Source organism: Streptomyces sp. NPDC005576, from assembly GCF_042871745.1.
GTDB lineage: Bacteria > Actinomycetota > Actinomycetes > Streptomycetales > Streptomycetaceae > Streptomyces.
In genome coordinates, this window is record NZ_JBIAJC010000001.1 from 291077 (window position 1) to 305656 (window position 14580).

General features: G+C 72.5%; 12 protein-coding genes and 1 pseudogene. 8 read left to right on the forward strand and 5 right to left on the reverse strand.

The window, feature by feature from the left end; all coding sequences use genetic code 11:
- The first annotated feature begins 174 nt into the window (after nt 1-174).
- Nucleotides 175-1170, forward strand: coding sequence for an SGNH/GDSL hydrolase family protein (locus ACFYPN_RS01300; RefSeq protein ID WP_389296390.1), 996 nt, complete (start codon nt 175-177; stop codon nt 1168-1170).
- Between the two features lie 64 nt (nt 1171-1234).
- Here ACFYPN_RS01300 and ACFYPN_RS01305 read toward each other — a convergent pair whose 3' ends face one another.
- Nucleotides 1235-2437, reverse strand: a complete 1203-nt coding sequence (locus ACFYPN_RS01305; RefSeq protein WP_389296391.1) for a bifunctional adenosylcobinamide kinase/adenosylcobinamide-phosphate guanylyltransferase — start codon at nt 2435-2437, stop codon at nt 1235-1237.
- Nucleotides 2438-2645: 208 nt separating this feature from the next.
- Between ACFYPN_RS01305 and ACFYPN_RS01310 the strand changes: the two are divergent.
- Nucleotides 2646-2846, forward strand: a pseudogene (locus tag ACFYPN_RS01310) (hypothetical protein); the annotation flags it as partial.
- Between the two features lie 245 nt (nt 2847-3091).
- Here ACFYPN_RS01310 and ACFYPN_RS01315 read toward each other — a convergent pair.
- The 3 genes from ACFYPN_RS01315 to ACFYPN_RS01325 form a co-directional block, all read right to left on the reverse strand.
- Nucleotides 3092-4195, reverse strand: coding sequence for a S1C family serine protease (locus tag ACFYPN_RS01315; protein WP_389296392.1), 1104 nt, complete (start codon nt 4193-4195; stop codon nt 3092-3094).
- Between the two features lie 118 nt (nt 4196-4313).
- Complete coding sequence (locus tag ACFYPN_RS01320; RefSeq protein WP_389296578.1) at nt 4314-5057, reverse strand: class I SAM-dependent methyltransferase; 744 nt, start codon at nt 5055-5057, stop codon at nt 4314-4316.
- A gap of 59 nt (nt 5058-5116) precedes the next feature.
- On the reverse strand, nt 5117-5713 hold the full coding sequence (locus tag ACFYPN_RS01325; RefSeq protein WP_358758007.1) for a DUF3043 domain-containing protein: 597 nt from the start codon (nt 5711-5713) through the stop codon (nt 5117-5119).
- Nucleotides 5714-6010: 297 nt separating this feature from the next.
- Here ACFYPN_RS01325 and ACFYPN_RS01330 point away from each other — a divergent pair, with 297 nt between their 5' ends.
- The 5 genes from ACFYPN_RS01330 to ACFYPN_RS01350 all read left to right on the forward strand — a co-directional run bounded on the left by ACFYPN_RS01330 (nt 6011) and on the right by ACFYPN_RS01350 (nt 12581).
- The gene (locus ACFYPN_RS01330; RefSeq protein ID WP_358758009.1) at nt 6011-6796 is read left to right on the forward strand and encodes a PspA/IM30 family protein; all 786 of its coding nucleotides are present in this window, start codon (nt 6011-6013) and stop codon (nt 6794-6796) included.
- A gap of 8 nt (nt 6797-6804) precedes the next feature.
- Nucleotides 6805-7083, forward strand: a complete 279-nt coding sequence (locus tag ACFYPN_RS01335; RefSeq protein WP_358758011.1) for a hypothetical protein — start codon at nt 6805-6807, stop codon at nt 7081-7083.
- Between the two features lie 174 nt (nt 7084-7257).
- Nucleotides 7258-8514, forward strand: coding sequence for a sensor histidine kinase (locus ACFYPN_RS01340; RefSeq protein ID WP_358758013.1), 1257 nt, complete (start codon nt 7258-7260; stop codon nt 8512-8514).
- A complete protein-coding gene (locus ACFYPN_RS01345) occupies nt 8511-9200 on the forward strand; it encodes a response regulator transcription factor (RefSeq protein WP_358758015.1) in 690 nt (229 codons plus the stop codon). Before ACFYPN_RS01340 ends, ACFYPN_RS01345 begins: the two co-directional genes overlap by 4 nt.
- Nucleotides 9201-9416: 216 nt before the next feature.
- A complete protein-coding gene (locus tag ACFYPN_RS01350) occupies nt 9417-12581 on the forward strand; it encodes an efflux RND transporter permease subunit (RefSeq protein ID WP_389296393.1) in 3165 nt (1054 codons plus the stop codon).
- A gap of 109 nt (nt 12582-12690) precedes the next feature.
- Here the strand turns inward: ACFYPN_RS01350 and nadA are convergent, their stop codons facing one another.
- On the reverse strand, nt 12691-13878 hold the full coding sequence (gene nadA, locus ACFYPN_RS01355) for a quinolinate synthase NadA (RefSeq protein ID WP_389296394.1): 1188 nt from the start codon (nt 13876-13878) through the stop codon (nt 12691-12693).
- Nucleotides 13879-14151: 273 nt separating this feature from the next.
- Here nadA and ACFYPN_RS01360 point away from each other — a divergent pair, with 273 nt between their 5' ends.
- Nucleotides 14152-14508, forward strand: a complete 357-nt coding sequence (locus ACFYPN_RS01360; protein WP_266703501.1) for an iron-sulfur cluster assembly accessory protein — start codon at nt 14152-14154, stop codon at nt 14506-14508.
- The last annotated feature ends 72 nt before the right edge of the window (nt 14509-14580 follow it).

A 14580-nucleotide genomic window follows, 5' to 3' on the forward strand; every position in this document is an offset into this window, starting at 1 on the left:
GGCGGCGCGCCCGTCGGGCCGTGCGGGCTCCCGGTGGCCGGGAGAGATTGCCGCCGCACACCTCTGGCCGCGTGGAGCTACCGGGCGGTATACAAGCTCCGTCGTGTCGTGCGGCGCCCAAGTCCGGGTGTTGGCTTCGCGTGGTGGCATCCAGGTCTACGGGGAGGAACAGGCATGACGGGCAACGGACTTGAGGGTGCGGGAGCCGGCGCGGTGGCGCGGCGCCGGGCACGGCGGATGGCGGTGGGGGCCGCGCTCGGGAGCTGCGCGTTGCTCATGGCCTCGGTGACACCCGCCGCGGCACACGGCACGGGAGCCGGCCACGGGGGCGGCTGGCGGCACGGTGGCAGCGGGCACGGTGGGGCGCACGGCCCGCGGTACGTCGCGCTCGGGGACTCGTACACCTCCGGGCCGGCCATCCCCCCGCAGACCGACGTCGGCTGCGCCCGCTCCGGCCTCAACTACCCCTCACTGGTTGCCGATCGGAAGAAGGCGTCCGCGTTCGAGGACGTGAGCTGCGGCGGGGCGACGACCGAGCAGATGTGGACGGCGCAGGGCGCCAACGCCCCGCAGCTGGAGGCGCTGGAGCGCGACACCGATCTCGTCACGCTCCAGATCGGCGGCAACGACGTCGGTTTTGGTTCGATCATCGCCACCTGCGCCGGTCTGGGCGTCCAGGATCCGGCGGGCGATCCGTGCCGGAGCCACTACACCTCCTCCGGGACGGACCGGCTGAGCGTCGCCGTCGCGGAGACCGCCCCGAAGATCGCCCGCGTGCTGCGGGCCGTGCACGCGCGGTCACCGCACGCCCGGGTGCTGGTCGTCGGCTACCCCGATCTGCTGCCCGACAACGGCAGCGGCTGCTTTCCCGCGGTGCCCTTCGCGGCCGGGGACTTCCCCTACCTGCGGGACACCGAGAAGCGGCTCAACACGATGCTCCGCCAGGTCGCCGTCCGCAATCACGCCGAGTACGTCGACACTTACGGACCCACCGTCGGGCACGACATGTGCAAGGCTCCCGGGGACCGCTGGATCGAGCCGCTCGTGCCGGCCTCGCCCGCGGCCCCCGCCCACCCGAACGCCAAGGGCGAGCAGTCCATGGCGGATGCCGTGCTGAGCCGGCTGAAGCAGGTCCGGCACGGTTCCGGCGCGGGCCCGACGCGGTACTGACGCAGGTCCCGGGCGGGGCTCCGGCCCCGCCCGGGACCCCCGCCCGGGGTCCCGCCCGATGCCCTCAGCCGCGCAGCACCAGCGGCAGGCCCGCGACGACCAGCAGCACCGTCTCGCACTCCGCCGCGAACGCCGCGTTCAGCCGCCCCAGCTCGTCCCGGAACCGCCGTCCCGCGGCCGTCGCCGGGACCACGCCCGAACCCACCTCGTTCGTCACCGCCACCACGGTCCGCGAGGTCTCCCGGACGGCGGCGACCAGCTCCGCGACCCGCGCCCGCAGCGCCTTCTCGCCGCCCTCCGCCCACCGGCCGTCGTCCCAGGCCCCCACCCGGTCCATCGCATCGGTCAGCCACAGCGAGAGGCAGTCGATCAGCAGTGGCGGCCCGTCCGCCTGCAGCAGTCCCGCCACCTCGCAGGTCTCCGCGGTGCGCCAGGCGGCCGGCCGGCGCTCCCGGTGCAGCCCGATCCGCGCCGCCCACTCGGTGTCCCCGTCCCGCCGCCCGCCCGTCGCCACGTACACCACGTCGGGGAAGGTCTCCAGCCGCAGTTCCGCCTCCACCGACTTCCCCGACCGGGCGCCCCCGGTCACCAGGGTGCGGCGGGGCACCTCGGGAAGGGGGCGGTACTCCCCGGTCACCAGCGTCGTCCCGTCGGGCACCGTCCGGGCCCCGGCCGCCGCGAGCCGGCGGTCCAGCTCGGCCCCGGGCGGGGCGTCGTGGTCCAGATGGACGGCGATGACCTCGGTGGCCGGCCCGACCGCGCCCACCGCCCGCAGCCGCGCCAGCGCGTCGGGCCGCCCCACCACGTCGCCGACCACCAGGTCGTACGGCTCCGGGAACGGCTCGGTGAGCCCGGCAGGAGCGGCGCCCTGCGGCAGGTAGAGCAGCCGTGCGCCGGCGGGGGAGGTGACTTCGTACCCCGTGCCCGGCGCGTCCATCGGCACGGCCCGCACCCGGTGCCCGCTGATCAGTGTCAGCACCTGCCCGTCCGGCACCCGGCCGGCCCGGGGGAGCCCGGGAGGCAGCTCGACCGCGGGCCCGTTCTGCGGGCGGGTCAGCAGCACCTGGCGGACACCGGCCAGCGAGTGGCCCGCCCGGGCGGCGGCGAGCGCCGCGCCCGGGGTGAGGTCGAGCAGCACGGCGTCGTCGACCAGAAGGGCCGTCGTGGCTCGCGCGGACCCGCCGCGGGCGGTCGCGCACACGGCGCAGGGGCAGTCGGGCCGGGGCAGCCCGCCGGGGGCTCCGGTGCCGAGGAGAGTCAGTTCCACACGGTGATCCTCCCGCGTGCGCGCCGGGCGTGCGCGCCCGGCCACGCCCTGGCGACGCGCCACGGGCCCCGGAGGACCGCCCGGCGCGCACGAGGGGGCGGGCGGTGGCGGGTTCCCGGCCCCCCGACGGCAATCTTCGGGACGATCGCGGCAGGATCGCGGGTGGAGGCCCTAGGCTCGGGGCAGCAACAGGACCCAGGAGGCTGACATGGCGTGGACGTGGCGGTTCGAGAAGTCCGACGGTACGGAGACGGAGCCGGCGCTGCAGCCGGAGGAATTCACCACACAGGGTGACGCGGAGTCCTGGATCGGCGAGTTCTGGAAGGAACTCCTGGACGGCGGGGCGGACCAGGTGACGCTCTTCGACGATTCCACGAAGATCTACGGCCCGATGAGCCTCCACGCGGAACCGGACCCGGAGCCGGAGCCCGCACCCGAGCCCGAGCCCGAGTCCTCCGGCACCGGAGCCGCGGCGGAACCCGGCGGCCCGCAGGCCGAGACCGTCTGATCGGGCGGGAGCGGGCGGGAGCGGGCGGGAGCGGAGTGTCCCGGACCGCCCGCTCCCGCTTTCGTTCCCGTGCGCGCTCGTGGCCGTTGCCGTAGCCCCGACGCCGCAGCCGCGCCGCCGGAGCCGTTCCCGTGTCCGCCGGTGTGTCAGATCTCGCCGAGCGTGACCCGGGCCGTCCGCGTGGCCCCGCCGCGGGTGTACGTCACCTCGGCCTCGTCCCCGGGCTGCTCGGAGGCGAGCGCCTCCGCGAGCGAGGTGATCGTGGTGACCTCGGTGGAGCCGAGCCGGGTGACGATGTCGCCGACCCGCATCCCCGCGTCGTACGCGGCCCCGCCCCGGGCCACGCTCACCAGCGCCACGCCGGCCGGCTGGTAGTCGTCGTCGACGACCGTGCGGCCGGTGACGTCGAGCGCGGCCCGCCCGGAGTCGGTGACCTTGCCCTTCTCGATGATCTGGTCCGCGATGGTCTTCACCGTCGACACCGGGATCGCGAAGCCGATGCCGGGCGCCGCACTGTTGCCGAGGGCGGGGTCGGTCGCCGCGAGCGTGGGGATGCCGATGACCTCGCTGTTCAGGTTGACCAGCGCGCCCCCGCTGTTGCCCGGGTTGATCGCCGCCGAGGTCTGCACCATGTTGGCGAGGGTCGCCCCCGTACCGCCGCCCGACTCGGACTCGCTGACCGTCCGGCCGAGCGCCGAGACGATGCCCTGCGTGACGCTGCTGGACAGACCGAGCGGCGAGCCCATCGCCAGCACGATCTGCCCCACCTCGACCTTCTCCGAATCGCCGAACTTCGCCGCCCGCAGTCCGTCCGGTACGTCGTCGAGGCGGATGACGGCCAGATCCTGCGCCGGGTAGGTCGCGACCAGGGAGGCGGCGAGCACCTTCTCGCCGGTGGCGACGCTGACCTTGAAGGACTTCCCGTCGCCGACGACGTGGGCGTTGGTCACGATGTCGCCGCGGTCGTCGTAGACGATGCCGGAACCCAGCCCGTCGGCGGTCTGGATCTGGACCACGGAGGGCAGTACCTCGCGGATCACCCGCTGGTAGTCGGTCTCCAGCTGCGCCACGGCGTGGGGCGCGGAATCCTGCCGGGCCGCCGACGCGGAGGCCGCCGGGGAGACACGCTCCGAGGCGTGGCCGCCGGGGGCCCGGCCGGAGCAGCCGCTCACCAGGGCGAGTGCGCTCAGACCTGCGGCCAGGGGCAGCGAGAGCCGGCGGGCGAGGCTGCGGGAGGGGGATGCGTCCATGTCCGGAGTATCCCGTTCGTCCCCTTCGGGCGGCGGGTGCTGCTGGGCCGAACGGTCCGGTCCCCGCCGTTCGCTCCGGCCACCGTCGGGCCCGTCCCGCCGGGGCGGGCAGGCCCCGTCAGGTCCGTTCGCCGCGTACGCCGCACAGGTGGAGGAGTGCTGCCACCCGCCGGTACGGATCGGTCCGCCCGGCCCGCTCCTCGGCGGCGAAGATCTGCTCCAGCTCGGCGGCGTCGGGCAGGGGGGCGTCGCCCGGGGCGTTGTCCGTGAAGACGCGCACCCCGTACCAGGCGCGCAGCGGCGCCGCGATCCCCGCCAGGGTGGCGGTCAGCGCGTCGAGCCGGTCGGCCCGGACCTGGAGGCCGAGCCGGTTGGTGTAACGGGCGGTGTCGAAGGCGGCGTGCGCCGATCCGAAGTCACCGGCCGCGGCCGGGCGCATCGCCAGCGCGTCGCCGTTCCGTACGAGCAGGGAGAGGAGGCCCCCGGGTGCCAGCACCCGGGCCAGCCCCGCCAGCAGGGCGTCCGGCTCCTCGACGTACATCAGTACGCCGTGGCAGAGCACCATGTCGAAGCTGCCGGGGAGGAAGTGGACCCCGGTCTCCGAGCCGTCGCCCTCGATCAGCCGGACGCGCTCGCGGATGCCTTCCGGCTCGTGGGCCAGCGCCTCACGGGCCGAGGCGAGCATCTCGGGGTCGGAGTCCAGGCCGGTCACCGAGTGGCCGGCCCGGGCCAGGCGCAGGGCCTGGGTGCCCTGGCCCAGCCCGACGTCGAGGATGCTCAGCCGCCGCCCCACCGGGAAGCGGGCGGCTATCTGCTCGTCCAACTGCCGGGCCACGAGCTCCTGGCGGACGACGTTGCGCAGTCCGCCGAGTCCCGCGAGCCAGGTCGAGGACCCTCCGGCGAATCCCGAGGTGTCCGCGGTCAGGGCCGCTCTCCTCGCTTGACCTGCGGCTTCGGCAGCCGCAGCCGGCGCATCTGGAGCGTACGCATCAGGCCGTACGCCACGGCACCGCGCTGCGGGGTGTCCGGGAAGCGGACGCGCAGCTGCTTGCGCAGCCGGAACGCGAGACCGATGGAGTCCAGCACGATCAGCACGATCACGCCGAGCCAGAGCAGCAGCGAGATGTTCTGGATGTTCCGGATCTGGATCACGCTGAGGACCAGGATGACCACGGCCATCGGCAGGAACCACTCGGCGATGCAGAAGCGCGAGTCCACGAAGTCACGGACGAAGCGCCGCACCGGGCCCTTGTCGCGGGTCGGGAGGTAGCGCTCGTCACCGGAGGCGAGGGCCTCGCGCTGCTTGGCCATGTCGACCCGGCGCGCTTCGCGCTGTCGCTTCACCGCCTCCTTGCGGTCGACCGGCGTGGTCGAGGCGCGACGGCGCTGCGTCTGCGCGTCGTTGCGCTTCGGCGTGGGGCGACCCTTGGGAGCCTGCGGGTCGCGGGACTGGGTGGAGAGGTCCGCCGTCACCTTGCCGGTGGGGGCCTTCTCTTCTTTGGAGCGGCTACGGAACACAAAACCCAAGGGTACGGGGTCCGGCGCGCGGCCAGACGGACAGGGCGGGAACGATCCGGCAACGGCCCGCGTCCTCAACGGTGTCCCACCGGGGCAACACGGACGCCCACCCCGGTCGGCCCGCACCGCCGTGTACTCCTCGAGCGGGAGCGGCCGCCCGGCGCAGTCGTCCTTGGGGAGGAGCACATCGAGCCCCGAACAGTGCGGTAATGGAGACAGGGCCCGTACTGTGGGTTCTGTTGGAGTGCTGGAGCTCAGTCGTTGAGAAGGGGGCGCGCGAAGCCTATGAGCGGTGTCATGAAGCGTATGGGAATGATCTTCCGCGCGAAGGCAAACAAGGCTCTTGACCGGGCCGAGGATCCGCGCGAGACCCTCGATTACTCGTACCAGAAGCAGCTGGAACTGCTGCAGAAGGTGCGTCGCGGAGTCGCCGACGTGGCGACGTCGCGCAAGCGGCTTGAGCTGCAGCTGAACCAGTTGCAGGGTCAGTCGTCCAAGCTGGAGGAGCAGGGCCGCAAGGCGCTGGCGCTCGGCCGGGAGGACCTCGCCCGCGAGGCGCTCTCCCGTCGCGCCGCCCTCCAGCAGCAGGTCACCGACCTGGAGACGCAGCACCAGACGCTGCAGGGCGAGGAGGAGAAACTCACTCTCGCGGCCCAGCGGCTCCAGGCCAAGGTCGACGCCTTCCGCACCAAGAAGGAGACGATCAAGGCCACCTACACCGCGGCCCAGGCGCAGACCCGCATCGGGGAGGCGTTCTCCGGCATCTCCGAGGAGATGGGCGACGTCGGCCTGGCCATCCAGCGGGCCGAGGACAAGACCCAGCAGATGCAGGCCCGGGCGGGCGCGATCGACGAGCTGCTCGCCTCCGGCGCCCTCGACGACCCCACCGGCACCGCCAAGGACGACATCGCCGCCGAGCTGGACCGCATCTCCGGTGGTACGGATGTGGAGCTGGAGCTCCAGCGGATGAAGGCCGAACTGGCCGGCGGCACCTCGACCGGCCAGCAGGCCATCGAGGGCGGCGCCCAGGACACCGCGCCCGGCTCCCAGCAGCAGTCACCGCACCGGTACGACAAGAGCTGAGGACGGTCATGATCGTACGGATCATGGGGGAGGGCCAGCTGGAACTGGCCGACGGCAAGATCGCCGAGCTGAACACGCTCGACGACGAGTTGCTCGCGGAGATGGAGCGCGGCGACGGCCCCGGCTTCCGCACCACGCTGCACGCCCTGCTCGGCCGGGTCCGCGAACTGGGCTCGCCGCTGCCGGACGACTCCCTGGAGCCGTCCGAGCTGATCCTGCCGTCGCCCGACGCCACCCTCGAAGAGGTCCGCGCCATGCTCCACGACGACGGGCTGATCCCCGGCTGACCCACCGCACGCGCACGCGCACTCCACATATCGCCCGCCCGGACCCCCGGGCGGGCGATATGCGTGTGCGGGCGGCGCGGCAGGCAGGCCAGGGGCGCGCGCGGGGGGCGCACCGGAGCGCGACGGCCGCCGCCCCGGCCACCCCGCTCCCCGGACGCCGTACCGTTGCCCGACGTGACCACCCTCGGAACCGGACTCGCGCGCGCCCGCCGCTGGCTGCGGGACCACCCGCTCGCCTTCGACGCGGCGCTCGCCCTCGCCGTCCTCGGGACCATGCTCGTGGCGTCCTTCGCCGACTCCGGCGGCCCCGGCCACCACGGACCCTCCTTCGGTTCCCGGAGCCCCGCCGCCTCCAGCGTCGTCCTGATGCTGCTCGGCGCCGCAGCGCTGGTGCTGCGCAGGAAGCGGGCCCTCCAGGTGCTCGGCTTCACCTGCTGCCTGTCGGTCGTGGAGTTCGTGGTGGTCGACCCACCGGGGCCGGTGGTGATGAGCGCGGTCGTGGCCCTCTACACCGTCGCCTCCCGCACCGACCGGCCCACCGCCTGGCGGGTCGGGCTGGTCACCGGCGGCGCGCTGGCCGCCACCGCGATGATCTTCGGGGCGGCACCCTGGTACAGCCAGGTCAATCTGGGCGTCGTCGCCTGGACCGGTCTCGCCGGAGCGGCCGGGGACGCCGTGCGCAGCCGCCGGGCCTTCATCGACGCCATCCAGGAACGCGCCGAACGCGCCGAGCGCACCCGCGACGAGGAGGCCCGCCGCCGCGTCGCCGAGGAGCGCCTGCGCATCGCCCGCGACCTGCACGACGTCGTCGCCCACCACATCGCGCTGGTCAACGTCCAGGCCGGGGTCGCCGCCCACGTCATGGACAAACGCCCCGACCAGGCCAAGGAGGCGCTCGCGCACGTACGCGAGGCCAGCCGCTCGGCGCTCGACGAACTCCGCGCCACCGTGGGGCTGCTGCGCCAGTCCGGCGACCCCGCCGCGCCCACCGAACCCGCGCCCGGCCTCGCCGTCCTCGGCGAACTGGTCGCCACCTTCCGCAACGCCGGCCTCCCGGTGGAGGTCGCCTGCCCCGAGCACTCCGCCCCGCTGCCCGCCGCCGTCGACCTGGCCGCCTACCGGGTCGTCCAGGAAGCCCTGACCAACGTGCGCAAGCACGCCGGGGCCGGCACCAAGGCCGAGGTGAGCGTCGTACGGGTCGGAGCCTCCGCGGAGGTGACCGTGCTCGACAACGGCCGCGGCACCCCCGCGGTCCCCGCCCAGGGCGGACTCGGCGGCGGCCACGGCCTCCTCGGCATGCGCGAGCGCGTCACCGCGCTCGGCGGCACCCTCACGGCGGGCCCCCGCTACGGCGGCGGATTCCGGGTGCATGCGATCCTCCCGTTGGACGTCCGGCCGGGCGATCCGGAACGTACGGGAGGACCCGCGTGAGCGTGATCAGGGTGCTGCTCGCCGACGACCAGGCACTGCTGCGCAGCGCGTTCCGGGTGCTGGTCGACTCGGAACCCGACATGCGGGTGGTCGGTGAGGCCGCCGACGGCGCCCAGGCACTGGAACTCGCCCGCACCACCGCCCCCGACGTCGTCCTGATGGACATCCGGATGCCCGGCACCGACGGCCTCGCCGCGACCCGCCTGATCAGCGCGGACCCGGCGCTCGCCGGCGTACGGGTCGTCATGCTGACCACCTTCGAGGTGGACGAGTACGTCGTGCAGTCGCTGCGGGCCGGGGCCTCCGGCTTCCTCGGCAAGGGCGCGGAACCCGAGGAGCTCCTGCAGGCGATACGCGTCGCCGCGGCGGGCGAGGCGCTGCTCTCGCCGGCCGCCACCAAGGGGCTGATCGCCACCTTCCTCGCGCAGGCGGCCTCCTCGGACCAGCTGCCCGACGCCGCCGCCCACGCCGAGCGGCTGGACGCACTCACCGTCCGCGAGCGCGAGGTGCTCGTCCAGGTCGCCGCCGGACACCCCAACGACGAGATCGCCGAACGCCTCGCCGTCAGCCCGCTCACCGTCAAGACCCATGTGAACCGGGCCATGGCGAAACTGGGCGCCCGCGACCGCGCCCAACTCGTCGTCATCGCCTACGAGTCGGGCCTGGTACGCCCCCGGGTCCGCTGACCGCTCCGCCGGCGTCGGCGGGGCGCGTACCGCCCGGAGCGCGGACCGGGTGGAGGCGGGCGTACTCCAGCTGCGGTACACGCCGGTCGTAAAAGCAGCCCGGGGGGCGACGCTCCGCCCGGGGCCATCAGGGATCGTAAGAGTGGGCCGGGTGTGTCCCCTCTGACCCCCGCACCCGCCCATCACCGCGTAAGCCACAGAAGAGAGACCCCACCCATGTCCTGGCTGTCAAGGTTCAGCCTCGCGCAACGGGCCCTGATCGGGCTGATCTCCATCGTCGCCCTCGTCTTCGGCGCGATAGCGATCCCGCAGCTCAAGCAGCAGCTGCTGCCGACCATCGAGCTGCCGATGGTGTCGGTCCTGGCGCCCTATCAGGGGGCGTCCCCCGATGTGGTCGAGAAGCAGGTCGTCGAACCGCTCGAGAACGCCATCAAGGCCGTCGACGGCATCGAGGGAGTCACCTCGACCGCCAGCGAGGGCAACGCCGTCGTCATGGCCAGCTTCGACTTCGGGGACGAGGGCACCAAGCAGCTCGTCGCCGACATCCAGCAGGCCGTGAACCGCGCGCGCAACCAGCTCCCGGAGGGCGTCGACCCGCAGGTCATCGCCGGTTCCACCGACGACATTCCGACCGTGGTCCTCGCCGTCACCTCCGACAAGGACCAGCAGGCGCTCGCCGACCAGCTGGACCACACCGTCGTGCCCGCGCTGGAGGACATCGAGGGCGTCGGCCAGGTCGCGGTCAGTGGCGTCCAGGAACTGCAGGTCTCCGTCGTCCCCGACGACAAGAAGCTCGCGAAGGCCGGCCTCTCCGCGGCCTCGCTCTCCCCGGCGCTCCAGGCGGCCGGCGGCACCATGTCGGCCGGCTCCTTCGCCGAGTCGGGCAAGAGCCGCACCATCCAGGTCGGCGGGGGCTTCACCTCCCTCCAGCAGATCGAGGACGTCCGGATCGTCCCCGGCGCGGCGACCGGCAAGCCCGGCAAGCCGGTCCGCCTGGGTGACGTCGCCACCGTGAAGCAGGAGGAGGCAGCCCCGGTCTCCATCACCCGCACCAACGGCAAGCCCAGCCTCGCCGTGATGGCGACGATGGACCAGGACGGCAGCGCCGTCGCCATCTCCGACGCGGTCGAGAAGAAGCTGCCCGACCTGCGCAAGGACCTGGGCGCCGGGGCCGAGCTGACGGTCGTCTCCGACCAGGGCCCGGCCGTCTCCAAGGCGATCTCCGGTCTGACCACCGAGGGAGCGCTCGGCCTGGTCTTCGCCGTCGTGGTGATCCTGCTCTTCCTCGCGTCGATCCGCTCGACGCTCGTCACCGCGGTCTCCATCCCGCTCTCCGTGGTCCTCACGCTCATCGTTCTGTGGACCCGCGACCTGTCGCTCAACATGCTCACCCTCGGGGCGCTGACCATCGCGATCGGCCGGGTCGTCGACGACTCGATCGTCGTCCTGGAGAACATCAAGCGCCACCTCGGCTACGGCGAGGAGCGCCAGCCGGCGATCATCGCCGCGGTGAAGGAGGTGGCCGGAGCGGTCACCGCCTCGACGCTCACCACCGTCGCCGTCTTCCTGCCGATCGGACTCGTCGGCGGCATGGTCGGCCAGCTCTTCGGCTCGTTCTCGATCACCGTCACGGCGGCGCTGCTGGCCTCACTGCTGGTCTCGCTGACCGTGGTGCCGGTCCTCTCCTTCTGGTTCCTGCGCGCCCCCAAGGGCGCCGAGGAGGACCCGGACGCGGCTCGCCGCAAGGCAGAGGAGAAGGAAGCCGCGAGCCGGCTCCAGCGCTTCTACGTCCCCGTCCTGCGCTTCGCGACCCGGCGCCGCGTCACCAGCGTGGTGCTCGCGCTGGTGATCCTGCTCGGCACGTTCGGCATGGCCCCGCTGCTGAAGACCAACTTCTTCGACCAGGGCGAGCAGGAGGTCCTCTCCGTCACCCAGAAGCTGACGCCGGGCACCAGCCTGGACTCGGCCGACGAGGCGGCCCGCAAGGTCGAGAAGGTCATCGCCGCCGACAAGGGCGTGAAGGACTACCAGGTCACCGTCGGTTCTTCCGGCTTCATGGCCGCCTTCGGCGGTGGCACGGGAGCCAACCAGGCCTCCTACCAGATCACCCTGAAGGACGCGGGCGACTACGACGCCGCCCAGAAGCGGATCGAGGACGGTCTCGCGAAGCTGGACGGCATCGGCCGCACCAGCATCGCCGCGGGTGGCGGCTTCGGCAGCCAGGACCTGAGCGTCACGGTCAAGGCCGCCGACGCGGACGTGCTGAAGAAGGCGTCCGAGGCGGTGCGCACCGAGGTGGAGAAGCTGGACGGTGTCACCGACGTCCAGAGCGACCTCTCGCAGAGCGTGCCGCGCATCTCGGTCCGCGCCAACGACAAGGCGGCCGCCGCCGGCTTCGACCAGACCACGCTCGGCGCCGTCGTCGCCGGAGCGGTCGGCGGCACGAAGTCCGGCAAGGCGATGCTCGACGACACCGAGCGCGACGTCGTCGTGAAGTCCGCGACGCCGGCCACCACCATGGCGCAGCTCAAGGAGGTGCGGCTCGGCTCGGTGAAGCTCGGCCAGATCGCGGACGTCGAGCTGGTTCCCGGTCCGGTCTCCATGACCCGGATCGACGGACAGCGCGCCGCCACCATCACGGCGCGGCCCACCGACGAGAACACCGGCGCGGTCAGCACCGAGCTCGCGTCGAAGCTGGACGCGCTCGACCTTCCCGAGGGCGCCACCGCCACCATCGGCGGCGTCACCGCGGACCAGGACGACGCCTTCCTCAAGCTGGCCCTCGCCATGCTGGCGGCCGTCGCGATCGTCTTCATGCTGCTGGTCGCGACCTTCCGTTCGCTGATCCAGCCGCTGATCCTGCTGGTCTCCATCCCGTTCGCGGCCACCGGTGCCCTCGGTCTGCTGATCGTCACCGGCACCCCCATGGGTGTCCCGGCGATGATCGGCATGCTGATGCTCATCGGCATCGTGGTCACCAACGCGATCGTGCTGATCGACCTGATCAACCAGTACCGGTCGCAGGGCATGGGCGTCGTCGAGGCGGTCGTCGAGGGCGGCCGTCACCGGCTCCGTCCGATCCTGATGACCGCGCTGGCGACGATCTTCGCGCTGCTGCCGATGGCGCTCGGCGTCACGGGCGACGGCGGGTTCATCTCCCAGCCGCTGGCCGTCGTCGTGATCGGCGGTCTCCTCACCTCCACCCTGCTGACGCTCCTGCTGGTGCCGACGCTGTACGCCATGGTGGAGCTGGGCAAGGAGCGCCGGGCCAAGAGGAAGGCGGCCTGGCGCGCGACGAAGGGCGAGGTTCCCGCGGAGGGCGACTCGGGCCCCGGCGCGGGCCCGGACGGCTCCCGCGAGGCGGCCCACTCCGGCGTCTGACGGCGGCCGACGACGGCCGAACCGGCACCCGTGTTCGAAAAGGGCCCGGCCCCCGCACTCTTCGCAAGAGAGTGCGGGGGCCGGGCCCTCCGGTCGTTACGGGGCCGCCCTACGGCAGCGCGAGCATCCGCTCCAGCGCCAGCTTGGCGTACTTCTCGGTCTCCCGGTCGACCTGGATCCGGTTGACCAGCTTGCCCTCGGCCAGCGACTCCAGCGTCCAGACCAGGTGCGGCAGGTCGATCCGGTTCATCGTCGAGCAGAAGCAGACCGTCTTGTCGAGGAAGACGATCTCCTTGTCCTCGGCCGCGAAACGGTTCGCCAGACGGCGCACCAGGTTGAGCTCGGTGCCGATGGCCCACTTGGAGCCGGCCGGGGCCGCCTCCAGGGCCTTGATGATGTACTCGGTCGAACCGACCTGGTCGGCCGCCGCGACGACCTCGTGCTTGCACTCCGGGTGGACCAGGACGTTGACGCCGGGGATGCGCGCGCGCACGTCCTCCACGGACTCCACCGAGAAGCGCCCGTGCACCGAGCAGTGCCCGCGCCACAGGATCATCTTCGCGTCGCGCAGCTGCTGGACCGTCAGCCCGCCGTTCGGCTTGTGCGGGTTGTAGAGGACGCAGTCGTCCAGGGACATCCCCATGTCCCGGACCGCGGTGTTGCGGCCCAGGTGCTGGTCGGGGAGGAAGAGGACCTTGTCGCCCTGCTCGAAGGCCCACTCCAGCGCCCGCTCGGCGTTGGAGGAGGTGCAGATGGTGCCGCCGTGGCGCCCGGTGAACGCCTTGATGTCGGCCGAGGAGTTCATGTACGAGACGGGGACGACCCGGTCGGCCACGCCCGCCTCGGTCAGTACGTCCCAGCACTCGGCGACCTGCTCGGCGGTGGCCATGTCGGCCATCGAACAGCCCGCCGCGAGGTCCGGCAGCACGACCTTCTGATCGTCGCCGGTCAGGATGTCCGCGGACTCGGCCATGAAGTGCACACCGCAGAAGACGATGTACTCGGCCTCCGGGCGGGCGGCGGCGTCACGGGCCAGCTTGAAGGAGTCGCCGGTGACGTCCGCGAACTGGATGACCTCGTCGCGCTGGTAGTGGTGGCCGAGGACGAAGACCTTGTCCCCGAGCTTCTCCTTCGCGGCGCGGGCGCGCTCCACGAGATCCGGGTCGGACGGGGAGGGCAGGTCGCCGGGGCACTCCACACCGCGCTCGCTCCTCGGGTCGGCCTCACGGCCGAGCAGCAGCAGGGCCAGGGGCGACGGCTGAACATCGAGTTCCACAGGGGGGTGGGCCGTGGTCACGTCACGCACCCTTTCTTGTCATTGGTGAGCGCGGCGGAGCCGGGCGGTGAGGCCGGTGCTCAGCGCCGGGAGTCTTTTCGTCTATTTGACGTTATCTATGATAACCGGATCGTGTCACTTTGACGACACCATTACCGTCGATGTGACGCATACCCTCGCGCGCGCCGTGTGCGAGCATGAAAAGAGAACAGGCGGACGTGGGCGCGGAATGAATCCGCGCGCGCGGCGGTTGCACCGTCGGCAAGCAGTCCGTACAACCCGGGAGAGAAGCAGATGTCCGTATCGGACGAGACCACCACCGTGAGCGACGGCATCCTCCTGTCCGACGCCGCCGCAGCCAAGGTCAAGGGCCTGCTGGACCAGGAGGGCCGCGACGACCTCGCCCTGCGCGTCGCCGTACAGCCCGGCGGCTGCTCCGGCCTGCGCTACCAGCTCTTCTTCGACGAGCGTTCGCTCGACGGCGACGTCGTGAAGGACTTCGACGGCGTCAAGGTCGTCACCGACCGCATGAGCGCCCCGTACCTCGGCGGCGCCTCGATCGACTTCGTCGACACCATCGAGAAGCAGGGCTTCACGATCGACAACCCCAACGCCACCGGCTCCTGCGCCTGCGGCGACTCCTTCAGCTGAGCCCTCACCGGCTTTCTGAGCACACCCCGCCCGGTCACGGGCCGGTGGCGGAGCACGAGCGCGTACGGCGGC

Excerpts from the sequence above, each read along its gene's own strand:
- ACFYPN_RS01300 (WP_389296390.1), top strand. The coding sequence starts at position 175 with ATGACGGGCAACGGACTTGAGGGTGCGGGAGCCGGCGCGGTGGCGCGG.
- ACFYPN_RS01315 (WP_389296392.1), bottom strand. The coding sequence starts at position 4,195 with ATGGACGCATCCCCCTCCCGCAGCCTCGCCCGCCGGCTCTCGCTGCCC.
- ACFYPN_RS01330 (WP_358758009.1), top strand. The coding sequence starts at position 6,011 with ATGAAGCGTATGGGAATGATCTTCCGCGCGAAGGCAAACAAGGCTCTT.
- ACFYPN_RS01335 (WP_358758011.1), top strand. The coding sequence starts at position 6,805 with ATGATCGTACGGATCATGGGGGAGGGCCAGCTGGAACTGGCCGACGGC.
- ACFYPN_RS01350 (WP_389296393.1), top strand. The coding sequence starts at position 9,417 with ATGTCCTGGCTGTCAAGGTTCAGCCTCGCGCAACGGGCCCTGATCGGG.
- ACFYPN_RS01360 (WP_266703501.1), top strand. The coding sequence starts at position 14,152 with ATGTCCGTATCGGACGAGACCACCACCGTGAGCGACGGCATCCTCCTG.